Genomic DNA, 23,516 nt, shown 5'->3' with positions numbered 1-23,516 from the left:
TAGAGACGGGGCACGGCGCGGACGGCGGGCCCTATGGTGCGGGTAGTGCGGTGGGCACGGCGCACACGGTGGTACGACGACGGAGCCGCGCGCCCCGTCCTTAGCGGACGGAGCGCGCGGCTCAGTTATCTCAACGCTGCCTGTTTAGCGACGCTCACTACGTCGATAACCCAGGGCACCAGCCCCCAGGAGCATCGAGAGGAGGGCTGCGCCAATGGCGGCGCCAGCCCCGCTCCCTGTATGCACGAGTCGCTGCGAGCGCTCAGCTGTTGGCGTGGGCCTTTGCTCCGCTGTAGGCACCGGCGCCGGATTGGATGGCTGCCCAGCCGTCGGCGTCTGCTCCGGTGTCGGAATCAGACTCGGCTCCCCGGTAGGCTCGAGGCTCGGCGTTCCAGGCACCGTCGGCGTAACACTCGGGTGCGGATCAGGACGCGGCGTAGGCTGCTTGCTCGGTTCCGGTTGCGGATCCGGTTGGGGATCCGGCTCCGGGCACGGCCCCGGCCCTGGATCGGGCTGCGGTGCCGGCCCCGGTTCAGGTTGTGGACCAGGTTCCGGTTGCGGCCCCGGTGCGGGTGGCTGCGGCCCAGGCTCCGGCTCCGGATCTGGCTCCACCGCGCATTCCTTGATTTCCGCAGCGGTCATTGGCCGAGATTGCGTCTCGGTGCTCGGCGTCGCTGTTTCGTCGTAGCTCAAGGTAGCCGCATTCCAGGTATACGTATACGTGGTCCTGGTGCGGGATTGAGCCACCTGGTGAGTCTCGCAGGATTTCTCCCCATCAACCCACTCGGTGAACGTCGGGTCCTTGGTGGGCACCGTCGTGCAAGCCTTCACTTCCTCCGGCGTCTTCTCCCGCTCCTGAGTCTCCGTTTCAGTAGTACCGCGCTTATCCCACTCCAGGGTGGTGGTATTCCAGAAAACCGTATACATGGTCTTGATGCGGGTCTGCGTCACGGTATTTTTCTCGCAGGTAACCTGCTCATCTTGCCATTCACCGTAGCTTCCCATGATGGCCGGCTGCGGATAGAGAGTCAGGCCCCAGGTGCCAAGGAAGTGAACGTCGGCATCGGTAATGGTGTCGCTCGCGCGGTCCCACCCCGTGAAAGACCAGACTTCCCCGGGAGTATCCGAGTATTTCGCCTTATCGAAGGTGTCGGTTGGGGTAACAAGTGTTCCCTTCGGGAAACCCTTGCCATTCTCACCGAGGTTATCGGCGGGAGTGCGCGCCGCTAGCGCTGCGGGCAGCGCTTTGTTAGCGCCGTCAGCCGCTCGGAATTCGTGGGTTACCTTGAAGAGCTGCTGCTGCCACACCCAAGTACCGGTGAAGTCCTGATCGGCACCGGTGATCTTTTTGCTGCTCGCATCCCAGCCTTGGAAGGTCCACTTGCCGTTACCATCGGGCACTGCCGTGAAGCCTGCCGCATCCGCCGGTTTCACCGTCTCGCCCTCCGTATAGCCAGCACCGTTCTTGGTGTCGATAGCGGGCGTCTGCTTCTTCACGCCTTCAGGGAGGTCCTTGCCGGCGGTACCGCTCACGAATGTAGAGGTCACACCATAAGCGGGAGCGTAGCCCGCGTAGGCCGTGAGCTCATGCGGTTCCACAATCTGCGTGATAGGGGCAGCAGGCTGTGACGGTGCGGGCTCAGAGCGCACCGTCTCGCTGCCAAATACTCGGCTGGCGACCGTGCACGGGTTCTTGTGCCCCTTGGCGTCGGTCACGGAGTTAGTGGCGGCGCCGTCGGTAAAGGCCTGCGCGAAATCGTATCCTTTATCGTTCGCCTGCCCGCCCGCAATTTCGGTGGGAGTGACGGTGGAGCAATACCACCCTACGAATGTGTAGGTGCCGAGCTCGGCGGTGCGGCCCAGGCTGTCGGTAATGGTGCGCTTCTCCTCGCGAACCGGGTTCGCGCCCTGGTACGGGGTCATTTGGGCAGGGCGCGCCGCCGGGTGCTCCTGAAGGAGCTTTGTCGAGGAATAGATCGTATAGGGCTGTTCTGCCTCAGCGTTCTGCGCTTGGGCATCGAAATGCCCCTCATTGGGGTGGTACCACATCGTGGCGCGCTGCCCGAGAACCACGGTGCCCTCATCGGAAATCACGTAATCCCAGGAACCCGCACCCGTATGATCACCGAATTCCGCGGCAGCCTGGCGGTTATCACGAGTGACATAGTGGACCGTATTCGCGTCATCTGCGCCGGGTACGTAGCCGTCCACACCCTTCGCCACCGTATAGCCGATGTAGCGCTGCGCCGGCTCGTTTTGCCCGGCGTAGGGCGTTTCACTGGCATTCTTGACATTCTCGCTGAGGGAAATATTGAGCTGGTTGGCGAGCTTGCCCGTCAGGAGCACCGCAGATTGTCCATCGATCACCCGCACGTCACCGGCATCAAGGCGCGCCTTGGGAGTGATGATCACGTCCTTATTGGCGTACACATTCAAGCCCGGGTACTCCCCGATCCGGGCACCATCCACTTCGATGCTCGAGGGATGGTCCTGGTGTACTGACCAGTCGCCCTTCTTGTTGCCGCTCAGACTCATATCGTCGAGTTTCAGGTAGCCGTCATTGAAAATACCCGCGCCAACTGCCGAATAGACAGAGCCACCCGAGAGCTTCGAGGGCCCCGTCCCGCCGGTAATGGTGGTCGATCCTTGGTTGTAGATGAGACCGCCGCGGCCCGAGCGCCCGGAGCTGAGCGTCGCACCTTCCAGCGTTACCGTATTTCCCGGGCCTACGAAGAGCGCGCCGCCAACTTGCGTGGCGGGTCCCCAGACCAAGGTTCCGGCATTGGAAATCGTGGAATCAACAACGCGGAGATTGACCGCGGATTCTTCACCGATCCGGGTAGAAAGCGAAATTGCACCGCCGTTGGAATCGGCGTGCACATCGCGAATGGTGGAGCCTTGGATCACCGCGGTGGCACTCGATCCGGTTTCGAAGGCAATAGCGCCGCCGAAGGTGGCCAGGCCCTTTCCGTTGCCGCTGCCGCGCCCCGTTAGTTGCGAATTAGTGAGTTCGAAACTTCCGGTGCCGACGATATCGATGAAACCGCCGGCGAAAGTCACCTTGGAGCTATCACTGGCCACGAAGCGCGAATTATTGATTTTTAGCGCCGAGTTCTGGCTGGTAAAAGCACCGCCGGAAATTCCGTAGGCATCCCCCCGCCCCGTGAAGGTGAAATCACTGTTATCTACGGTGACTTTCGCATTGAAGGCACGGAGGAACCCGCCGGTATTGAAGGGTGCGCCAACGTTGATGGTGCTGCCGGTGATGCGCGCCGTCGTCCCGTCACCCGCATAAATCGCACCGCCTTGGTATCCACCGGTGGAGACCCGGGCGACGTGGTTATCAATGAAGGAGGTCCGCTCCGCCACCAGCGTGGCCGCACCGTCCATGAAGATGGCGCCGCCGTTCCCTTCGTTGCCGCGTACCCCCGCACCGTCCTGCGAATGATCCTTCGTCTGGTTAGTACGGAGCACGGAATCGCTGATGGTCACCGTGGAGCGCGCACCGGTCGCGTAAATCGCCCCACCGTTAGGCGTCTGGCTAATTTTCTTGCTCTGTGTATCACCAGGAAGACTCCCAAAGGCGGGATCCTTCTTCGTCTCATCCGCGACCCGCATATCGTAGGTGGCCTGCGACCAGATACTCGAATTGTTTTCGATTACCGAATCGTTGGTCACGTTCAGGGCAGCGTCAAGAACGTAGACGGCCCCGCCTTCGAAATTCCGGGTTCCCGCGGTTGTGCCGTTCTTGATCGCCACCTTGTCAAGGGTGGCATCGGAACCGGCACCGAGCCACAGCCCGCGCCGTTTGCCAGCAGCATCAAGGGTGACGTCGGAGAAGGTCACCTTCCCGCCCGCGGTGCGGAACATATTGTAATGATCGTCCCCGCCCGGCGCGGTGCTCGGTGCCCCGGCCGTAATGGTATGACCCTGGCCCTCAACGCTCACATCCGCGTTACTCGGGATCTCAATTTCGCCGGTGAGCGTGATGTCTGCGCTCAGGCTCACGCTCTGACCGGCAGTGATGGCGCTGCGGAGCTCCTGCTCCGTCCCCACCGTTGTCGCCGCAAAGGCTGGGGATATCAGAGCATTCGTTGAAAAACCAAGGAGGGCCGCGGCTACTACCGCAACAATTTTCTTGCCCACGTTGTTATTCCTATCTTTCAACTTGCGTTTCTTGCGTCGTTCGGTTGTTTTTAGTGAGAACGACGGCGCAAGCCGAGAATCCCGACTCCGGCAAGCATAAGGGCTCCGGCAGCGAGTGCGAACGGGGTCGCGGACGGCCCGGTCTTCGACAGTTCTTGCGCGACCGGCGCGGGCTTAGCCGTAGGTGCGGCCGTTGGGGAGATCGTGGGAGCAGCCGTGGGCGCAACAGGTGCTGGCACCGTGGGCTGCGGAGCGGAGGTTGGTGCCGGCTCCGGTGTTGGAACAACCGTCGGGGTTTGTGACGGCTCCGTCGATGGACGGGGCGAGGGCTCCGTGGTGGGAGTATCCGTCGGATCGACCGTCGGATCGACCGTCGGATCGACCGTCGGATCGACCGTTGGCTCGACCGTTGGCTCACATGTCGGGTCGGGTTCCGGTTCGGGCTCCGGATCTGGCCCCGGTTCAGGCTCCGGCTTGGGCGGCAGCGGTGTTTCCACAACCGTCTTCGTCCAGGTGCCCGTGAAGCTCAGGTCCATACCATCAACAACCGCGCTCGTGGGCTCCCACCCATCAAACTTCCACGTTGTCACCACATCTGCGTTCTCGGTGCGAGTGGTACTTGTGAACTCTGTTTGTGCCGGAGTTGGCGGTGTGACTGTCGAACCCTGGGTAACCTGCTCCGAATTCGGCAGGGTGGCCATCACCTCGTCGGGAAGAGCAGAGCCGTCAGCGGCCACATATTTGTACGTGGCGTTGAAGACCGCATCGGGATTCACCGCGTACGTCCAGTAACCAACGAAGTCGAGGTCGCTTCCGGCCATAGTTGCCTCAGCGGGTTCCCATGCGTCAAAGGTCCAGGTGCCTTGGCCGTCAGCAACGCTTGTCTGCTCCAGTGCGGGCGGGGCCACCTGTACGCCGTCGCGCAACTTAGTCACGCGCTTCGGTACGAGTTTCGTGACGCTTTCGGGGAGTTGACGCTCGGGATCCCGGCTGGCGAAAGCGAAAGTAGCATCATGGGTAGCAACCATCGTCAAGGTCACCGGATCCGACGTGTCGTTGAAACGCAGCGGCATCCCTACGTAGAAGTAATCCATTGCCATGGTGCCGCGGACGGTGGGCTCCACCATGGAGAAGGTCTTGCCGGCCTCAAACTTCGATTGCGGCACGTAGAAGGCGTGCGCCGGGGTGGTGAGAACAAGCTTGGCGGGCTGGTATTCCGGCTTGTCGAGGTCCGCGCCCGTCACCTTGCTGCCGTCCGCGTGGTGCAGCCCAAAGTGAGCGGTGAACTTACCGGTGGCGGCATCGTACGCGGCGGTTTCGCAGCGCATGATCTCACCGAACTTGGAAGGCGCATTTTGCTTATCCATTTCGGACTGCACGGCCTCGCAGCTTACGAAATCGGGATTTGAGGAGACCACCGCGGGATCGACGGTGAAGGAAATATCCCACTCCCCGCTGAAGGTTTTGGCGGCGTAACGCGCCTGGTCATTGGCGTTTCTCCACAGCCACACCGACTTGAAGAAACTGTAGAGCTGCCAAACCTTCGTCATATCGAGGGTGCCACGGTAGGCAATTTGGTAGGCATCGGTGGCGGTATCGCCCTTGGAGGAGTCGTAGAGGAACTCGCTCTCACTGGTAATCTGCCCCTCATTATCGATTGCGTAGGCATCGCTACCTACGGTAATCGGAACATCAGTTGGATCGGCGGAGGCAGGAACGGTACTAAATCCGATGAGCCCCGCAGCAAGGAGAATAGTTAGAACAACACGGATAGGCTTGGACAAAATAAGTCCCCCCCCCCCCGCGAGATTTGTGCAACCATGGCAAATATTTCCTTCGGTTTATAAATGCTGAAATACATTCCCAGTTGCATATTATTCTCAAAGAATATTCATGTCTACACCTTATTATTTCCGACATTAAGCGCCTCCGCTCTGAGCAGGCACATCGCATATTTCAACCAGCTTGCAAGATTATTTAGGTTTCGAATCCACTGAAGTCCACACTCCCTAAAGTTCGGCACGGTGCGCACGGCGGACCCTACGGTGCAGGCTACGGTGCTCCGGGGTGGCGGGCCAGTTCGTGGCGCATCCAGGTGATCGATATCCGCCTACGGTGCGGACGGCGGGCTGGCCCCGCCCCGCGGCACGCGGGGCGCCGTCGTCGTACTAACGGCGCGCTTCACTGCACACGCGCCGCACCGCACCACACCGGCGCCCACCAATCGCACTGCACCTGCACGTAAGGGACCGATGCCCATCAATCGTGCCGCACCTGCATGCACACGTAGCCCGCACCTGCACGCAAGGCATCGGCGCTACATACAACAGAGGGCGGGACGTACTCTCGTACCTCCCGCCCTCCGGCGTCTATCGTTCACGCAACCGAAAGCTAGGCTCCCGGCAACCGGAAACTACATCCCGGTGCGCGCAAACTTACTCAGCGTGCGAACCGACGCGCAGGCGCTTGAAACCGGTCACCTTGCCGCCGGTCTGGGACACGATGGTCTTGACCGGGGTCTTCGGCTCGCGGGCGTAGCCCTGCTCCTCGAGAACGACCTGCTTGTAGAAGCCGTGCATGCGGCCTTCCACGATCTTCGGCACGGCCTTTTCCGGCTTGCCTTCGGCGATGGTCGTTTCGGTGGCGATGCGCTTTTCGGTTTCTACCACGTCGGCCGGAACGTCCTCAATGGAGAGGTACTTCGGGTCGAGCGCGGCGATGTGCACGGCGATGTCATGCGCAACTTCGGCAGCCTTGGCATCGGTGGCAACCAGCACGCCCACCTGCGGGGGCAGGTCGGGGTTGGTGCGGTGCATATAAGCTTCCACGTGCTCGCCCTCGAGGACTTCCACGTGGGAGACTTCCATCTTTTCGCCGATGACGGCGGTCATGGCGGTGATGCGATCCGCAACGGTGCCGTCGCCCAGCTTGGCGGCGAGCAGCGCTTCCACGCTATCGGCACCGGAATCCACGGCGGCGGTGAGGATCTCATCGGCCATACCGATGAACTTCTCATTCTTGGCCACGAAGTCGGTTTCGGCGTTGATCTCCACGAGAATGCCACGCTGGCCGGCAGCGGTATCGGATACGTGCGAGGCCACCAGACCGTTCGCAGCGGTGCGGTCCGAACGCTTGGCGGCGGACTTCATGCCCTTGACGCGCAGGATCTCTTCGGCCTTGGCGGAATCCCCCTGGGCTTCGTCGAGAGCCTTCTTGGCGTCCATCATGCCGGCGCCGGTCTTGTCACGCAGCGCCTTCACATCGGCGGCTGTGTAATTAGCCATGCTTCACTCCTCACTTGTAGCGCTCAGGCTTAGGCCTGGGCGTCAGCTTCTTCGGACTTGTTTTCTTCGGATTCGGTGGCTTCGGCTTCGGCCGGAGCGGCCTCGGCTTCAGCTTCCGCGGCGGGAGCGGCTTCTTCAGCCTTGGGGGCTTCTTCGGTAGCTTCCCCGGCCGCGAGAACTTCGCGTTCCCATTCGGGCATCGCATCTTCGGTGGCATTCTTGCCGGCGCCGCGGGCCAGGAGGCCTTCGGCTACCGCATCACCGATGACGCGGGTGAGCAGCCCGACGGCACCGATGGCGTCGTCGTTACCCGGAATCGGGTAGGCCACTTCGTCCGGATCGCAGTTGGTGTCCAGGATGGCAACCACCGGAATATTGAGCTTATTAGCTTCGGAGACCGCGAGGTGTTCCTTGTTGGTGTCCACAACCCACACGGCGGAGGGCAGGCGGTGCATATCGCGCAGGCCGCCGAGGGTCTTCTCCAGCTTGTCCTTTTCGCGGGACAGCATGAGGAGTTCCTTCTTGGTCAGGCCCGAGCCGGCAACGTCCTCGAAGTCCATCTGCTCGAGTTCCTTGAGGCGCTCAATACGCTTGGCAACGGTCTGGAAGTTGGTGAGCATACCGCCCAGCCAACGTTCGTTCACGTAGGGCATCCCGGTGCGTTCGGCCTGTTCCTTCACGGCTTCCTGCGCCTGCTTCTTGGTGCCCACAAAGAGGATATTTCCGCCGTGCGCCACGGTTTCCTTAACGAAATCGTAAGTGCGGTCGATATCGGCGACCGTCTTGCGCAGGTCAATAATGTAAATCGAGTTACGATCCGTGAGGATGTAACGCTTCATCTTCGGGTTCCAACGACGGGTCTGATGCCCGAAGTGCACACCAGCTTCCAGCAGCTGGCTCATGGTGACGACAGCCATGCGGCGTCCTTTCTCAGGCGCCATCGGGGCGATGGCGCGGTATCGGTTCTTGCACGACGGCGGAATTGCCGCCGCGCCCTGGTGCCCACGAACCGCGGTTCCCAATATGCGCCACCCACTGGGCTGCACATGCCAGGACCGATCCGCGACCCTCGTATGTGGGCACGCGTATTACGACCGGAGATAACCGGCCGCCTGTACATATTACCCCAGCCGGAAAAACGGGGAACGGCGGGCGGATGTGATTTTCGCGGGAATATTGCGGCTAGGGCGAATAAGCACGGGGCGGGGCGGGCCAGCGACTACACGGTGCGGGACCGTCAGGGCGAGCGCGTATCTGGTGCGGGACCGTCAGGGCGAGCGCCGCTCACACACGTGCACCCGCTACGTCTCACGATGCGGCTGAGGTTGTACAGCGTTGCCACATGACTATAGGATGACCTGCATAGTTACTAACACTGCAATCTAGGAGCGACCTGCCCTATGAGAGTCCTTGAATTCAACACCTATCGCATCAAGGAAATTCTCTTTATATAAAAATGCGAGAAAGTCGTATTCTCGCACGCGTTTAGCGATGATGCGCGCCCGGAGCTTATAACTACTTTTCTGAAGCCTCCGGGTGAGTACACCTATGTACTTTCCTAAATGGCGCGTGCGGGAGGGGTTCATGCTGCCCTGAATACGGCAATTGGATTGATAAGGACAAGGATTTTGATAGATCCTCATATTCCCGTCCTCGACGTCGCCCACGTGCGGCGCGTTTTCGGGAAAGAAAAATTTGTTGCAGTTGAAGATGTGTCCCTCCAGGTGCAGGCAAGCCAGGTGCATGCCTTGCTCGGTCCGAACGGGGCCGGGAAAACCACAACGGTGCGGATGTGCGCCACCTTGCTGGCTCCCACGTCGGGGCAGGTCCGGATCGCGGGGATTGACGCGGTGCGCCATCCGGAGAAGGCGCGCTCGTGCCTGGGTCTGGTGCTAGGCGGTGACCTCGGGTTTTATCCGCGGGCTACGGCGCGCGATAATCTCCTCTATTTTGCCGACTTGCAAGGGGTGTCAAGCGGGCAGCGGCGCGGTGTCGTCGCTGATGTTCTTGAGCGTGTCAAGCTCACCGATTCTGCCGGGGCTAAAGTGGGCCAGTTTTCGCGCGGTATGCGCCAACGCCTCCACCTGGCGCGCGCCTTATTGGGCGCCCCGCCACTGCTCCTTCTTGACGAACCGACCACGGGGCTGGATCCCGACGTCGCGCTAACGGTGCGCGATATTATCCGCGACGTTGCCGCCGGCGGCACCGCGGTGCTCCTCACCTCACATTCCATGCCTGAGGTGGAAGAACTGGCGGATATCATCACCGTCATCGGCGCAGGAAAAATCGCGGTGCGCGGCAGTGTGCGCGATATTGCGGACTATGCCGGGGTTGGTGCAACCACGACCTTCACGCTGGGTGCGCGCAAGGCGGATATTTTCGCGGGCCTCGAAACTGAATTCCCTGACGCGGTGATTATTCGCCGTCCGCGCGCAGGCAACTGGGCGGTCACGATCTATTGGGATGCGCGCTCCGGTGCGCAAGCCGAACGCCTGGTGGCGCTTCTCGGGCACGAGCCGGAGGACCTGGTTACCCGCCCGGCCTCGCTGGAGGAAACGTATCTCGCGCTGGCAGATGGGTTGGCACGATGATCCGGCAGTTACGTATGAGCGCTTTTCACGTGCGCCAATTTGTGTCTGTCCCCTATTTCATCCAGCTCATGGTGACGACGACGCTCGCCACCGCACTGGTGCAATTCCTGAGTTTCCGAGCTTTCGGGACTATGAGCGCGACGCAGGGGTGGGTGCGTGCCGGGATTATCGGCATGTGGACCACGGCCACCTGCGCTGCCGGAATTATTGGTTTCGAGCGTTATAAGGGCACCCTCGTCTACCTGGTGAGCGCTCCGATTGGGGCGCTACGGAGCCTCGCCGCGGTGGTGGCATCGGCTGGCTCCTTCGGACTGGCGGCATTCCCGGTGGCCTGGGTGACGTGGGCTCTGTGCTCCGCCTCAGTCACTTTTACTGCACCGTCCTGGGGATTTGCGTGCGGCGTTCTTCTGTTATGGATAGGCTACCTGAGCGTATCTTTCGTCATCGCCGCGCTTTTCGTGCTCACCCCGAACGCGATTAGTTACGAAGGTCTGCTTCTGGTTCCGATGTTTTTAGCGTCCGGGATTCTTTTTACGACGACGACGCCACCTGCCTGGCTGGCCTATCTCTCCTTCTTCGTACCCCTCTCGATGCCCACCTCCCTGCTCTTCGGAGAAGCTATTACCTGGAGTGACGTGGCGATCTGGGCGGTCGTGCTGGGTACGTGGCTGGCAGCGGCGGGAGTGGCGGGACGTGCGGCGCTGCGCCGTGCTACCCGCTCCGGTACCTTGGAGGTGATGTGATGCTGACACGTTATCGCTCGATTATTGGGGTCTCCTGGGCTTCGTCAGTGACCTTTGCGACGGTGGGGACGGCGGTGACCACCGTCCTGGTGCTTCCGCTCCTCGACGTGCTTTTTGATGTGGTGCTCGGCAATGATGTGGGAACCCCGGACCTGGTGCGCACCGGCTATGCCGCGGCATTGGTTGCTTTGGCCACGTCGGTGGCCTCCGGAGTGGTCAGCGCGGTGGCAACCGACCGGGCGCTGGGGATCTTCCAGGAAGTGCACCTGCGCCGTCGTTTCGACGTGGTGTACTGGGTGGCGGTGGCTACCGTCCCATGTATCTTGGCGGTCTCCACCGGTAGTGCGGCCATCGGCGCCGTCTTCCTCCTCTCCCCGGACAAAGATGCAATGCTGCTGGGGCGCGTAGCGCTCTTAGCGGTGGCTGCTTTGGTATGCGGAGTGTTGCTCGGAGTGGCGGCGGCCGGTGTCGGGGTGGATCTTCCCGACCCGTATCTGGGGGCGACGCTACTCGCGACGTTCCTGCCGGTGTTCACCGGGGTTATTGTGCCTCTCGAGTACTACCCGCCGGTGCTGACAGCACTAGCGAATGCCGTCCCCCTCTCGGGAACCATTGCTGGTATCGCTGAGCCGGTCGGGTGGCTGGTAGTCCGTGATATTGCGGTTGCGGCGATCTGGGCCGGTATCGGTGTATTAGCGACCCGCCATGCGGTGGCTCGGCTGCGTTCGGGTATGCGGAGGGATGTTGTATGAGTTTTCTGGGTTTTGATGAACGCTGGGCCGCCTACCTGAAAGTCGCGGAAATGAATCTTGGCGGCGTCGCGCGCGTGCACGGCGGGCGGATCGCCGCGGTACATCGCGGCGCCGTTGAGGTGCTCCTCGTTGATGAGACCGGTGCGCCGGACGGGGTGCCGGACGGGGCTGCGCATGGTGCGCCGGACGGAGCGCCGGTGCGTATTGACCTCGATATTCCAGGTCACTGCCAAGATAGTGAATCCTGGCCGCCGGTGGTGGGTGACTGGGTAGGCGTGGATGATTCCGGGCATATTCTCGACATTTTGCCGCGCCGTACCTACCTCACCCGCCCGTCGGTGGGCCGAGCCGCTCTCGAGCAACCTATCTGCGCGAATATTGATGTGGTTCTCATTGTGGAACCCGTGGTGCCAGCAGCCAGTCGCGGGCGTATCGAACGCTTCGTGGCCCTGGCCCACGCGAGCGGGGCCCGCCCCTGGCTGGTGCTCACGAAGGCGGACCTGGCAAACCCGGCAGATCTCCAGGAACTGGGTGATGGGTGCGAAGAAGTGCTTGCGCTTGATGCACGCTCGGCTGTGGACGTGGCGCGACTCGTTGAGCTCCTCTCCGGCACGGTCGTGGTGGTGGGGCGCTCCGGTGCGGGGAAATCCACCCTCACCAATACCTTGCTCGGAGCCACCCAGACGGTGGGAACGGTGCGCGAAAGCGACCATAAGGGTCGGCACACCACCACCGGGCGCCAGCTGGTTTGCGGAGAACACTTCGCGGTCATCGACACTCCCGGAGTGCGCGCTTTAGGCGCCACGATGGACACGGAGGCGATTGCGGATACCTTCGCGGATATTCGCGAACTGGCTGCTTCGTGCCATTTCGCGAATTGTAGCCACGGGCGAGAGCCGGGGTGTGCGGTGCGCGAGGCATGCGCGAGCGGGGCTTTGGACGCGGACCGGCTGGATCGCTATCTGCGGTTGATGGCGGAGGCGGAGCGGTTACGTTCCCGCAGCGATGCACGAACGGCGCGGAGCCAGGACCGGCACGCTTCGAAAGAGAATACCCGCGGGCGGCGGGAAACGATGCGCCTGAAGGGCAAAAACCGCGGATAACAGCGCAAAATCCCGGGCGAACGCCCGGATACAAGCCAGAGCTATCCACAGGATGCTGGAACGCATCGACTATCCACAGCCTGCGGTGGTCCTCTGGCGGGCGAGTCCTAGCCAGGGCATGCTCAGCCCTATGAAGACTCTCAGGATTTTTGCGACTCAATTCCCCGGTGCGCGCTGTGGCCCGGGCACCAGTACCCGTGCCCGGTCCACGGTGCGCTCCCGCTCCCGTGCGGGGCGCATAATCGTGGCACGCTGCCTGGCCGCGGCCGGCGCGGCTCTCACCCTGGTGGCGAGCCTTATTTCAGAATCGGCATCTGGCACGGTGGCGGCGTCGTCGGATAATACCCCCGCGCCGGCCGCAACCTCGACAACGGATAGCGAGCCGGAAAAACCGCTTACGTCCACCCCCATGGCGGACGCTGAAAATGTAGCCCATACGAAGGCAGCGCGGCCCCACGCCACTGGCTTCCACTCCCCTACCGGTAGCGCGCCGGTGGTGACCCGGCCCTTTGATCCGCCCAAGCAGAATTGGCTGCCCGGGCATCGCGGTGTCGATGTGGAGCTTCCAGCGGGGAGTCCGGTGCTGGCGGCTGGCTCGGGCACCGTGGTGTATGCCGGGATGCTCGCGGACCGCCCCGTTATTTCTATTGAACACACCAATGGCCTGCGCACCACCTATGAACCCGTGGAGCCGAGCGTGCACCGCGGGGATACCGTGAGCGCCGGGACCGTGATTGGGACGTTGCTGGCCGGCCATGAGGATGGCGGGCGCTTCCCCGGGGATGTTTTGCACTGGGGCGCACGGCGCGGGAAAACCTATATTGACCCGCTCTCGCTCCTCTACCGGCGTGAGATCCGCCTGTACCCGTGACGCTCACGTGACGCTCGTGTGCTACTTCAGGGATGCTTCTGTGCTGCTTCAGCGATGTTTCTGGTGAGGAGTACTTAGGCCCGCGGATGGGCCTGCGCGAATGCAGCACGGAGCCTATCTGCGCTGACGTGGGTGTAGCGCTGCGTGGTTTGCAGGGAGGAGTGGCCGAGGATCTCTTGGACGCTGCGCAAATCCGAACCGCCGTTGAGAAGATGCGTGGCGGCGGAATGGCGCAAATCGTGGGGGGTAATATCGGGCACCCCCGCGCGGCTGGCCGCACGGTGCACCACGTCGCGCAACGAGCGCGGGTTGAGGCGCCTACCTTGCGCCCCCAAAAAGAGAGCCCGAGTCGGTTCTTTCATAAGAGCGGCACGCGCAGGCAGGTATTCTTGCACGGCCCGCATGGCCGGCACCCCGTACGGGACCACGCGTTCCTTATTTCCTTTTCCGACGACGCGCACCGTCAGATCGGGGCGAACCTGGTCAATATCCAAGGAACAGACTTCGCTCACGCGCAAACCCGCCGCGTACATGAGCTCAAGGGCCGCCCAGTCCCGGTAGGCGAGAGCTTCTCCGCTCTCAACCGCGTGGCTTTTCGCGTTATTGAGCAATTGTTGGGCCTGGTGCTCGTTGAGAACATGCGGGAGCTCGTTGGTGACCCGAGGTGATTTCAGCCGCGCTGCCGCATCCGACGCGGTATAACCGCACCGGTATGCCCAGGAACTAAAAGTTCGTATCGCGGCCGATTGCCGGGCCATCGAGGCCAAAGCGCTACCGTGTTCGCGCGAATGGGCTAGCCAGGCGCGCAGATCAGCGAGATCCAGGTGTTCGAGGTCAATATCCAGCTCGGATAAGTCCTCATCTCCCGCTTTTTTTCCGGTGGATAGCTCGTGGAGAAAAGTGAGGAGGGAGAGAACCTCGTGCAGATAGGCGCGGATCGTATGTTCGGAGTATCCGCGGCGCAGCCGCAATTCTCGCTCATAACGTTCCAAGATATCTGCTACTCGCATGTTTCCCAGTTTATGCCAGTCTTAGGAGGACCGGTGCCGGCTCGCCTCCCGAGCCTGGGGAGTCAGGCGCCACTTCCCTCCTCGACTTTCCGCGATTCCTGCTACCTCAAGTTTCCCGAGGGCCGCCATCACCTCAGCAAATCCCATTCCCGCGGTCTGCGCTATTTTATCCAGCGGCTGGTAATTACGAGCCGGCAGTGCATCTCGCACCCGCACCGCCCGCGGATCCCCGGCAAGCGGATCGGTGACGGCAAGCCCGAGCCCTAATTGCACCCCGCTGGCAAGGGCACGAGTGACCGTCCGGCTTGCGGCTCCGCTACGGTCATGAGCCGCCCCGTTTCCCTGCGCCGCAGTCCGAGTGCGATTGACGTGGAGGAGTTGCTGGCCGGCGCTAAAGCCGAGTATTTCCACGATATCTTCCACCCGGGTAATGCACACTGCTCCTTCCCGCAGCAGCCGGTGACAGCCCGTTGAACACATGGCGTAAATTGAGCCGGGTACTGCCCCGACCGGGATGCCGTAGGTATGGGCGTGCCCCGCGGTGTTAATGGCGCCCGACCTGTAGGGAGCTTCAATAACAACAACGGCTTGCGATAGGCCCGCAATGATTCGGTTTCGGGCCAGGAAACGGTGCCGGTGGGGAGCATTTCCCGGTGCAGTTTCGGATAGGGCGAGCCCGCCGGTATCAAGAATCCGCGCGAAAAGTTCCTGGTGGACTTTGGGATAGGGGCGGTTGATCCCGCTGGCGAACACCACCGCGGTCGGAGCATTCGCTAGCACGGCGCCACGGTGGGCGGCCGCATCAATACCCATGGCTCCCCCGGAAACGATAAGAGCACCGCGTTCGGCCAGCTCGTAACTAAAATCGGTGGCGATCTTTTCGCCATAGTCGGTAGCGGCGCGCGAGCCCACCATCGCGAGCGCGGGGCGATCCAGTGCCGCAATATTTCCTTTCCACCACAGCCCCAGCGGGCGTTGTTCCCCGAGCTGCGCTAAGGATTGCGGCCAGGTGGGGCTACCCGGGTAGGTAAACCCATAGCCTCGGTTGAGCAGTTCGCGGTCACGCGCAAAGCCCTGTGCATCGTACCGGGCGCCCCAGCGGGTAGCTGCCGCGCGTAGCGGTTCAGGAACTGGGGCGCCCGCTCGTGCTTCCTCGAGCCAGGCAAGCGCTCCGGCGTAACCGAGATTGTCGGTGAGTGCAACGGCGTGGTAGTCCTCCCCTTCGGCCAAGCGTGTCCATGCCATTGCTGCGGTTTCTTCTTCCGTGCTTGTGTTTTTCATGCCGGCGGTTTCCGGGTGAGCCGCTCCTGTTCCGGCAGTTCCCGGGTGAGCCGCTCCTGTTCCGGTAGTTCCCGGGTAGGCCGCTCCCGTGCCGGCAGTTTCCGCGGCGGTGTCTCTCGCGCCGGCAGCTCCCGTTATTTCGCTGCTGGTCCGGGATGTTTTATCCTCCGTCATAGCCAGAATTTCCTTTCCCGCGCAGGGCGAACGCCCCGGCAACGTCGTCGGTGGTGGGTTGTGTATGGCCGGCTAGGTCTGCGAGGGTCCAGGCAACTCGCAGGATTTTATCCGCGGCTCGCATGCTGATGAGTCCACGGGTGAGGGCCTCACTCAGACTCGCGCTTGAGCTAGCTGCTAGCTGAGTGTGGGCCCGGAGCCAGGTGCCTGGGATAGCGGCGTTCACGTCCCAGGTTTCACTCCGGAAGCGGTGGTGTTGGCGTTCGCGTGCTTCGCGCACCCGCGCGGCAACCGTTTCGCTGCTATCGCCGCTATTGCCCGCGGCTAATTCCGCCCGGCTCGGCCTGGGCAGATTCACCATGAGATCGATGCGATCCCGCAGCGGACCTCCGATGCGATGCTGGTAGTGGGCGCGGTCCGCTCCCGAACAGGTGCAGGAGGTTGGGGAATCTAGTAGCCTGCCGCACCGGCACGGGTTTCCTGCTGCTACCAGTTGGAAACGAGCCGGGAAGCATACCGAGCCTTGGGCGCGGTGAATATGCACTTCTCCCGATTCCATGGGTTCGCGTAAAGATTGGATAGCCCGGGTAGTGAATTCGGGAAGTTCATCGAGGAAAAGTACGCCGTGGTGCGCGAGGGAGATAGCGCCGGGGCGGGGCCGGCTTCCGCCTCCCACCAACGCGGTGGCACTCGACGTATGATGGGGCGCCACGTAGGGAGGCCGGGTGGTGATTTCCTCGAATTGCCCCACAATGGAGCGAATACTGGCACTTTCTACCGCTTGGGCACGAGTGAGAGGCGGCATGATTCCCGGTAGGCGGGTGGCGAGCATAGATTTACCCACTCCTGGTGCCCCGATCATGAGGAGATGGTGGCTTCCCGCGGCTGCTATTTCCAAGGCGTGGCGGGCCAGGTATTGGCCCCGTACCTCTGAGAGGTCGCCCATATCAGTGCTGGTGCGGGGCTGGGATACCGGCACAGGTGGCGGCGGTGGCACCGGGTCACTGGCCGCTCCCAGGCGCTGGGCGATCTGGGTGATATGCCAGATTTCTCCCACCTGGATCTGGGCGAGTGCAGCTTCGGTTCCGCAACCGTGGGGAACGATGGCGTGCCGGAAGCCGTGGTGGGCGGCGCCCAGCACGCACGGTAATACTCCTCGCACCGGGCGTACCGATCCGTCCAGGCCTAATTCACCCAGGAACACAGTGCCGGGTGGCAGGTGGGTGTGGGCTTGTGCAGCGAGGATGGCGGCAGCAATTGCCACATCAAAAGCGGTGCCGACTTTCGGGGTATCTGCCGGAGATAGATTGACGGTGACGCGCCCGGCCGGGAAGGCGATTCGGGCTGCGGCGAAAGCGGCCCGGATGCGTTCGCGTGATTCGCTCACCGCCGCATCGGGTAGGCCCACAATCGTGAAATTCGGCAGGCCTGAAAGGATCGCTACTTCCACCCGGATGGGCAGGCCCTGGACCCCGAGTATCGAGACGGTATGGGAGGTGCCGATCATGAGGCATTCCGCAGATGCTCGATGGTAACGGGACCGGAGGTGGGCACGGTGACGGCCACGATATCCACCGCGAGATCAGGGTAGTGCGCGCCATCAGCGTGGAGCCACTGCGCCAGGAGGCAGCGGAGGCGGCGATACTTTTCGAGGCTGACGGCCAGCGGTGCCGGCACTGTATTGTGCCCGCGCCGGGTTTTCACCTCAACCGCAACTAAAGCCCCGCTGGGTTCTTCGCGGCATATCAGGTCAATTTCCCCGCGCCGGCATCTCCAATTTTGGGCCAGCACCTGGTAGCCGTGCTCCCGCACATATGCGGCGGCCACGCTTTCTCCCCACTCCCCTAGCTCCCTGGTGGTGGCGGAAGCGGGAAGCGGGGCAAGCTCGCTGCGGGCGATGCTGGCATGCAAAGTTTCACACTGGTACATGCCCCTAGTGTGGCGCGGAAATTACCGATGGTGGCTCGAGGGGTGCGTGGCTGGGGATAGCGTCGTCGTTTCAGAAACCTGTGGATAAAAGCGAGCGCCCGTCGAACTCACAACGCAACAGCCCCCAATTAAAGAGAGGAGCCGGGCAGATCGAGTTCGCGGGTAATATCGGTTTGGTTGAGCTCTTCAATATTGACATCTTTGAAGGTCACCACGCGTACCGAGCGGATGAACCGGGAAGTGCGGTAGATATCCCACACCCACGCATCGGTGAGATTCACTTCGAAGAATACGTCGCCGGCGGTGGACGATCGCACTTTCACGTCTACGTCGTTGGCGAGGTAGAAACGCCGTTCGGTTTCCACCACGTACCGAAAAATCTTCACAACATCGCGGTACTCGCGATATAACGCGAGTTCCAGTTCGGCTTCGTAGCCGTCAATCTCGCTCATTATTCACTCCTTACCGCGGGCAAATGCCACGACATTCGATGATACGGGCTCGGCCCCACCTGCGCGATAGCTTCGAGGTGGGAGGGCGTACCGTACCCTTTGTTATGTTCCCAATCGTAATCGGGAAATTCTTTCGCGAGCGCCTCCATATAGCGGTCTCGTTCAACTTTAGCGACGACGGACGCCGCGGCAACCCCGGCGCAGGAAGCATCCCCTTTAATCACGGTGGTGACCGGAAGTTGCGGAACGGTCGGTTCGGCATCGAAAAGGGAATCCTGGGCCCACCAATTGTGCTTTCCGTCAAGAAGAACGGCATCGGGGCGCAGTCCTTCTTTTTCCAGCTGGGTGAGGGCGTCCGCGGCGGCGCAGCGCAAGGCTTCAATAATTCCGACCTGATCGATAACGCTGGCGGGGGCGCTTCCTACCGCAACCGCGAGCGGCCAGTCGCGGGCTGCCTGGTAGATCGTTTCGCGGCGGTGCGCGCTCAGCATTTTCGAATCGCGTAATCCGGGCGGGAAAGCATCCGGAGTATTTCTGTCCAGGAGAGCAATACCCACGCAGACCGGCCCTGCGATAGCACCGCGACCCACTTCATCCACGGCGGCGAGAATACGCCCGCCGCGTTCCTCGAGCCGAGCTAACAGTTCTTTTTCAACTGTACGATCAGGTTCCTGCACGCGTGCTACCTGCCCTGCCCGGAGAGCGTGGCGCTAGGCAGCCCCGGCTGGGCTGCCGTGGCCGCGTATAAGGAGCGCGGATCAACGGGGTTCTCCGGCAGCACAAGCCGCACACTCGCGGGCGCGGCAGGTTCGGGAACACCGGCGAAAACGTGGCTCATATCAGGTAGGCGCCCGTGGCGGCTCCACGGAGCAAAAACGTACCAGGCCCGGCCCACCACGTTATCTACCGGCACGAATCCGTTTCCGGATTCACGCTGATGCCACCGCGAGTCCTTCGAATTTGCGCGGTTATCCCCCATCATCCACAGGTAGCCTTCCGGGACCTTCACTTCAAATTTCTGCAAGGAGGGTGAAACCCCGTAATTGAGATATTCCTCCGTGATCGGCACGCCGTTCACCTGCAAACGGCCATCTTCTCCGCAGCAACTGACGGTATCCCCACCCTTTGCGATAATTCGTTTCACCAGGTAGTGGCCAGAATCCGCCGGAAGAAGCCCGATGCCTTGCAGGATACGAGTGCCGGTTTGGGCAATCCAGGAGCGGTTTTCTTCCACATCATCCAGCCAGCCGCCCGGGTCCACAAAGACCACGATATCGCCGCGGCGTAAGTCCTCATTATCGGTCACCATGCGGTTGACGAAGAACTTATCCCCGGTACTCAGCGTGGTTTCCATGGAACCGGACGGCACGTTAAAAGCTTGAATAAAGAAGGTTTTGATAATAACGGAGACCAGAAGAACGACGGCGACAGTCAGTGCCATCTCCACTACGCTGCGCAAACGTGAATTACGCACGGGGGCTTCCCGGGTTTCCGCCTCGGGGCGCACCGGGGCAACCTCGGGAGGATACGAGGGCGGCTGCTCCATATTGGCAGCGGAGGACTGACCGTCCGTTGTATTCATGGTGACTCCTCCGTGATTGACATGTGCTTCCGCCCGGGCCAGATCATCTCGCAAAGCTTCGGCATAGAGGCCTTCATCCGCGTTGGAGAGCTGCTCCGTGAGCGTCAGCCGTAACCGGGCTTCAGCTGAATTTATCTTAGCCGGCCCCTCCGACACGTTTTTTGCTCCGTTGGACTCCAGTGGTGTGGGCGGGCAAGGCGCTGGCTCGGAATCTGGCCCTGGTGCTGGTGTTGCTGAGGTATGCCCCGTTGCGGGGGTCGCGGCGGAAGCAGCTGCTGCGGGAGTGGCAGGAGCTCCGGTGAAAGCGACGGGAACGGCAACAGGAGCAATGGGGGCAGCGGCGGGAGTGGCTTCCGCATCGGACGAGTCCTCTGAATCGAATAGCTCGTCGAGATCCGGGAGATTATCTGCATCCGGCACCACTGAAGGTTCGAGGAACGCCGGGGCCGCGTACGGCTCCGGCAGCTCAGGTGGGGTAGGGGTGGAGGTAGGGGTAGCGGCCCGGCGGCCGCGAGCCTGGCTCCGGTGGGTCCGCCCTGCTGGCCACCGCGAGGCATCCTCCGATGCCCGTGACCCGCCTGACGTGCCCTCGCCCATACGCCCCTCCGCCTGAAATAGATAAAAGATATGCGTATTCCATGCTACCAGCGCGCTTGAGCGTACCTAAGGTTATCCGCGCCGTCGCGCCACGCTATTTCGGCCAGGCTCCAGGAATGCTCCAGCCCTCGCTCACGATTGAGGCTCATTGGACACGTGGGGTGCAACCCCGACTTATCGGTTGTCGCCGGTTAGTGGCGGATACCGGGAGAAATTGGCGGTTACCGTGGGTAATTGGCGGCTATCGTGGGTTAGTAACCAGGACCAGCTTGGGTAGAAAAATGGACCCGCACCGAGATGCGGGTCCATATGTGAACGAGAAGTTCGTACCGTTCCTTACTTGGAATCGGTGCGACGTTCGCGAATCTTCGCTGCCTTACCGTGGCGATCACGCAGGTAGTACAGCTTGGCGCGACGCACCCGACCGCGGGTAATCACTTCGATTGATTCGATGGAAGGCGAATGCACCGGGAACTTACGTTCCACGCCCACCCCGAAGGAAATCTTGCGGACATCGAAGGTGGCGCGCAGGCCGTCACCCTGGCGGGCGATAACAACACCCTGGAACGCCTGGGTACGGGTGCGGTTACCTTCCACCACGCGCACGTTCACACGCACGGTGTCACCGGCGCGGAAATCGGGGATATCGTCGCGCAAACGCGAAGCATCAACTACATCAAGAGTCTGCATTATTCATTCACTTTCCGCCTCTGCACGCAGGCCAGGGGCGCTGTTATCGGTTAAGATCTCGCCGATGCGCGACCCCCTGCGGCAGGCTCAGCGCATTATGAAAGCGAGGAAACTCCACTATTATGCCACAGTCAGCGGACAGGCAAAAATAAGATCGGAGTTGACTACCTCACCCACCTGGAATTCTCGGGTTGTTACTTTTCGGAAGCCGCAGCGTTTGTAGAAGCGTTGAGCGCGCCGATTGTCTTTATTCGTTCCGAGCCACAGGTAGGGTGCTGGCGCTGAATCGGCGTCCGAGATTCGGGCCCGGCAGGCCTCCACCGTTGCCCGCCAGAGCAGATCCGCTACCCCGCTGCCGTGCCAGCTGCGCTCCACATAGAACTTAGAGAGCTCAAGCAACGGGCCGTCCCGATCCGGAAGGTGCGTGAATGGCGCACCGTCCTCACGCCCGGCCACGTCGTCGCCCCCCATTCCCACCACACTATCGGGCAGCAAGGTAAGACTGTACCCCAGCAATTCCCCGCGCGACTCTCCGCTGGCGGCACGTACCACCACCGCCATCCAGTGCGGGTCGGCAAGATAATTCTCGAAAGCTGCGACGGAAAGATTCTCGGCCACGAAAGCGGCGATATCCGCTTCGCTGAGGTAACGCGGGCATGCATCGGGGAAGGTGCGGGTGGCCAGCTCAGCCAGCTCGGTTGCGGTGCGCCGTCGCGCCCCGTCGCCGGAAACGACGGCGCCAGCAGCACCCAGAACCTCAGTATCCACCGCCACCGGGTGTGCGTCACTGGTGCGCCATACATAGCCCGCCGCCGCGAGCGCCGGCCGGTCGTGTTTGTCCAGCTGCGAGGTATTCAGCTCCGCGATCATATCGGGACGGCGCGCAGCGGTGCGCGCGATAGCTTCGTCGCGCCGGTAACGCGCCACCGCCCCGTGGTTACCGCCCAGCAGCACCGCGGGTACCTCGAGCTCTCGCCAGCTAACGGGGCGGGTGTAGACACGGTATTCGAGCAAACCTGCCGCACCGTGCGATTCTTCCACGAGGGACTCCGGGTTACCCACCATGCCGGGAATGAGACGGGTAACGGCCTCCACGAGAGCCACTGCCGCCACTTCCCCACCGTTGAGGACATAGTCCCCGAGGGAAAACTCCTCCACGCGCACCCCGTGCCCGCGGTAATGTTCAGCTACCCGCGCATCGATTCCCTCGTAGCGCCCGCAGGCGATAATGATACGTTCCCGGGTTGCCAGGTCTTCCACGAGGCGCTGGGTGAGGGGCCGCCCGGAGGGGGTGGGAATAGCAAGGGTGATTGTTTCCGGGGCGCTCGGACCGATAAGGTCATCGAGCGCACGGCCCCAGACATCCGGTTTCATAACCATGCCCGCCCCGCCCCCGATGGGGGTATCGTCCACGGTGCGGTGGACGTCGCTGGTCCAGTCGCGCAGATTGTGGGTGCGAATATCGACGACGTCGCGACGGCGCGCCTTGCCCACCAGTGACAAATCAAGAACATCGAAGAATTCCGGGAAAACCGAGACAAGGTCAATACGCAAGCCCGCCATTACTCAGCTTCCTCCGCGCCGTCTTCCTCCGTAGTATTCGCTTCGGAAGTGCTTTGCTCCGCGCCGCTTTCGCCTTCGCCGCTTTTCCCCAGGCCACTTTCCCCCGCGGCACTGAGGGCACCGGCTAGGTCATCACCTTCCACCACGATCATGTCGTCATCGGAGAAAAGCCCGGCCGGGGCATCCACGACGACGCAATGGTCGTCCAGATCCACGGCGGTCACAATCTCACGTACGAAGGGAACGCGGGCAATGCGGCCATCAGGCTCACGCACCACCAAGACATCCTGGGCGGGGCCGTTCTCCAAGCCGGTGATAATTCCGAGCTCGTAGCCTTCCGGGTCGAGTACTTCCAGACCTCGTAGCTCGTGGGCGTAATAGGCGTCTTCTTCGGGCTCATCTTCATCGGTTTCCACGATGAGTCGTACCCCGCGCAGTGCTTCGGCGGTATCACGGGTGGTTGATTCAGCGAAGAGCGCGTAGGTGACTCCCCGGTATTCGCGGGTGCGGGTGATGGTGAGTGGCCCGAAATCGGCAGGATCGGTTTCTAGCTGGGCCCTGACCGCGAGGCGGCGTGCAGGTGAATCCGTGCGCACATCCAGGCGGACTTCCCCTTTGAGTCCGTGCGGTGCCCCGATAATAGCTACCGTCAGTTGCATCGTGTCCTTCTTTCAGCTCCCGCACACGGCGGGCAACGGTGGTGGCTCATACAAAACCGGCCCGCAACCCCGAAAGGTTGAGGGCCGGT

At 62.0% G+C, this 23,516-nt stretch carries 19 protein-coding genes; 5 read left to right on the top strand and 14 right to left on the bottom strand.

What is annotated here, in order from left to right; translation table 11 throughout:
• Window positions 1–144: 144 nt before the first annotated feature.
• The 4 genes from CYJ17_RS05530 to rpsB form a co-directional block, all read right to left on the bottom strand.
• The gene (locus CYJ17_RS05530) at window positions 145–4,167 is read right to left on the bottom strand and encodes an SHIRT domain-containing protein (RefSeq protein WP_180948627.1); all 4,023 of its coding nucleotides are present in this window, start codon (window positions 4,165–4,167) and stop codon (window positions 145–147) included.
• A 29-nt stretch (window positions 4,168–4,196) separates the two neighbouring features.
• Window positions 4,197–5,930, bottom strand: a complete 1,734-nt coding sequence (locus CYJ17_RS05525; protein WP_101657590.1) for an SHIRT domain-containing protein — start codon at window positions 5,928–5,930, stop codon at window positions 4,197–4,199.
• A gap of 651 nt (window positions 5,931–6,581) precedes the next feature.
• Complete coding sequence (gene tsf, locus CYJ17_RS05520; RefSeq protein WP_016442485.1) at window positions 6,582–7,430, bottom strand: translation elongation factor Ts; 849 nt, start codon at window positions 7,428–7,430, stop codon at window positions 6,582–6,584.
• A gap of 29 nt (window positions 7,431–7,459) precedes the next feature.
• Window positions 7,460–8,347 (bottom strand): 30S ribosomal protein S2, encoded by an 888-nt coding sequence (gene rpsB, locus CYJ17_RS05515; protein WP_087070992.1) that lies wholly within the window; start codon window positions 8,345–8,347, stop codon window positions 7,460–7,462.
• A gap of 711 nt (window positions 8,348–9,058) precedes the next feature.
• Between rpsB and CYJ17_RS05510 the strand changes: the two genes are divergently transcribed.
• The 5 genes from CYJ17_RS05510 to CYJ17_RS05490 all read left to right on the top strand — a co-directional run bounded on the left by CYJ17_RS05510 (window position 9,059) and on the right by CYJ17_RS05490 (window position 13,490).
• Window positions 9,059–10,021, top strand: coding sequence for an ABC transporter ATP-binding protein (locus CYJ17_RS05510; RefSeq protein ID WP_234984522.1), 963 nt, complete (start codon window positions 9,059–9,061; stop codon window positions 10,019–10,021).
• 14 nt (window positions 10,022–10,035) lie between these two features.
• Window positions 10,036–10,764, top strand: a complete 729-nt coding sequence (locus CYJ17_RS05505; protein ID WP_087071206.1) for a multidrug ABC transporter permease — start codon at window positions 10,036–10,038, stop codon at window positions 10,762–10,764.
• Window positions 10,764–11,516: an ABC transporter gene (locus CYJ17_RS05500; RefSeq protein WP_101595126.1), complete on the top strand. Its 753-nt coding sequence runs from the start codon at window positions 10,764–10,766 to the stop codon at window positions 11,514–11,516. Before CYJ17_RS05505 ends, CYJ17_RS05500 begins: the two co-directional genes overlap by 1 nt.
• Window positions 11,513–12,619, top strand: coding sequence for a ribosome small subunit-dependent GTPase A (rsgA, locus tag CYJ17_RS05495; protein WP_101595130.1), 1,107 nt, complete (start codon window positions 11,513–11,515; stop codon window positions 12,617–12,619). The genes CYJ17_RS05500 and rsgA overlap by 4 nt, the downstream gene beginning before the upstream one ends.
• Window positions 12,620–12,749: 130 nt before the next feature.
• Window positions 12,750–13,490 carry a M23 family metallopeptidase gene (locus tag CYJ17_RS05490; RefSeq protein WP_234984523.1) on the top strand — a complete coding sequence of 247 codons (741 nt, stop codon included), beginning with the start codon at window positions 12,750–12,752 and terminating at the stop codon, window positions 13,488–13,490.
• Between the two features lie 74 nt (window positions 13,491–13,564).
• Here CYJ17_RS05490 and CYJ17_RS05485 read toward each other — a convergent pair whose 3' ends face one another.
• The 10 genes from CYJ17_RS05485 to rimM all read right to left on the bottom strand — a co-directional run bounded on the left by CYJ17_RS05485 (window position 13,565) and on the right by rimM (window position 23,427).
• A complete protein-coding gene (locus CYJ17_RS05485) occupies window positions 13,565–14,500 on the bottom strand; it encodes a tyrosine recombinase XerC (protein WP_087070994.1) in 936 nt (311 codons plus the stop codon).
• Between the two features lie 21 nt (window positions 14,501–14,521).
• The gene (gene dprA, locus CYJ17_RS05480; RefSeq protein ID WP_087070995.1) at window positions 14,522–15,955 is read right to left on the bottom strand and encodes a DNA-processing protein DprA; all 1,434 of its coding nucleotides are present in this window, start codon (window positions 15,953–15,955) and stop codon (window positions 14,522–14,524) included.
• Window positions 15,942–17,462, bottom strand: coding sequence for a YifB family Mg chelatase-like AAA ATPase (locus tag CYJ17_RS05475; RefSeq protein ID WP_087070996.1), 1,521 nt, complete (start codon window positions 17,460–17,462; stop codon window positions 15,942–15,944). Before CYJ17_RS05475 ends, dprA begins: the two co-directional genes overlap by 14 nt.
• Window positions 17,459–17,884, bottom strand: coding sequence for a YraN family protein (locus tag CYJ17_RS05470; protein WP_087070997.1), 426 nt, complete (start codon window positions 17,882–17,884; stop codon window positions 17,459–17,461). Before CYJ17_RS05470 ends, CYJ17_RS05475 begins: the two co-directional genes overlap by 4 nt.
• Window positions 17,885–18,012: 128 nt before the next feature.
• Window positions 18,013–18,336, bottom strand: a complete 324-nt coding sequence (locus tag CYJ17_RS05465; protein ID WP_026428528.1) for a DUF2469 domain-containing protein — start codon at window positions 18,334–18,336, stop codon at window positions 18,013–18,015.
• A complete protein-coding gene (locus tag CYJ17_RS05460; protein ID WP_087070998.1) occupies window positions 18,336–19,013 on the bottom strand; it encodes a ribonuclease HII in 678 nt (225 codons plus the stop codon). Before CYJ17_RS05460 ends, CYJ17_RS05465 begins: the two co-directional genes overlap by 1 nt.
• Before the next feature lie 5 nt (window positions 19,014–19,018).
• Entirely contained in the window at window positions 19,019–20,338 is a 1,320-nt protein-coding gene (lepB, locus tag CYJ17_RS05455) for a signal peptidase I (RefSeq protein ID WP_159455025.1), read from the bottom strand.
• 513 nt (window positions 20,339–20,851) lie between these two features.
• Entirely contained in the window at window positions 20,852–21,205 is a 354-nt protein-coding gene (gene rplS, locus CYJ17_RS05450; protein ID WP_016442470.1) for a 50S ribosomal protein L19, read from the bottom strand.
• Between the two features lie 120 nt (window positions 21,206–21,325).
• Entirely contained in the window at window positions 21,326–22,768 is a 1,443-nt protein-coding gene (gene trmD / locus CYJ17_RS05445) for a tRNA (guanosine(37)-N1)-methyltransferase TrmD (RefSeq protein ID WP_087071000.1), read from the bottom strand.
• Window positions 22,768–23,427: a ribosome maturation factor RimM gene (gene rimM / locus CYJ17_RS05440; protein WP_087071001.1), complete on the bottom strand. Its 660-nt coding sequence runs from the start codon at window positions 23,425–23,427 to the stop codon at window positions 22,768–22,770. The genes trmD and rimM overlap by 1 nt, the downstream gene beginning before the upstream one ends.
• Window positions 23,428–23,516: the final 89 nt, after the last annotated feature.

The sequence above is a fragment of the Actinotignum timonense genome (assembly GCF_002860685.3).
Taxonomy (GTDB): Bacteria; Actinomycetota; Actinomycetes; order Actinomycetales; family Actinomycetaceae; genus Actinotignum; species Actinotignum timonense.
This window is presented reverse-complemented; position numbering and strand designations above follow the sequence as displayed.

Coding starts and splice junctions, on each gene's coding strand:
- tsf (WP_016442485.1), bottom strand. CDS start 7,430: ATGGCTAATTACACAGCCGCCGATGTGAAGGCGCTGCGTGACAAGACC.
- rpsB (WP_087070992.1), bottom strand. CDS start 8,347: ATGGCTGTCGTCACCATGAGCCAGCTGCTGGAAGCTGGTGTGCACTTC.
- CYJ17_RS05505 (WP_087071206.1), top strand. CDS start 10,036: ATGAGCGCTTTTCACGTGCGCCAATTTGTGTCTGTCCCCTATTTCATC.
- CYJ17_RS05500 (WP_101595126.1), top strand. CDS start 10,764: ATGCTGACACGTTATCGCTCGATTATTGGGGTCTCCTGGGCTTCGTCA.
- rsgA (WP_101595130.1), top strand. CDS start 11,513: ATGAGTTTTCTGGGTTTTGATGAACGCTGGGCCGCCTACCTGAAAGTC.
- CYJ17_RS05490 (WP_234984523.1), top strand. CDS start 12,750: ATGAAGACTCTCAGGATTTTTGCGACTCAATTCCCCGGTGCGCGCTGT.
- CYJ17_RS05485 (WP_087070994.1), bottom strand. CDS start 14,500: ATGCGAGTAGCAGATATCTTGGAACGTTATGAGCGAGAATTGCGGCTG.
- dprA (WP_087070995.1), bottom strand. CDS start 15,955: ATGACGGAGGATAAAACATCCCGGACCAGCAGCGAAATAACGGGAGCT.
- CYJ17_RS05475 (WP_087070996.1), bottom strand. CDS start 17,462: ATGATCGGCACCTCCCATACCGTCTCGATACTCGGGGTCCAGGGCCTG.
- CYJ17_RS05470 (WP_087070997.1), bottom strand. CDS start 17,884: ATGTACCAGTGTGAAACTTTGCATGCCAGCATCGCCCGCAGCGAGCTT.
- CYJ17_RS05465 (WP_026428528.1), bottom strand. CDS start 18,336: ATGAGCGAGATTGACGGCTACGAAGCCGAACTGGAACTCGCGTTATAT.
- rplS (WP_016442470.1), bottom strand. CDS start 21,205: ATGCAGACTCTTGATGTAGTTGATGCTTCGCGTTTGCGCGACGATATC.
- trmD (WP_087071000.1), bottom strand. CDS start 22,768: ATGGCGGGCTTGCGTATTGACCTTGTCTCGGTTTTCCCGGAATTCTTC.
- rimM (WP_087071001.1), bottom strand. CDS start 23,427: ATGCAACTGACGGTAGCTATTATCGGGGCACCGCACGGACTCAAAGGG.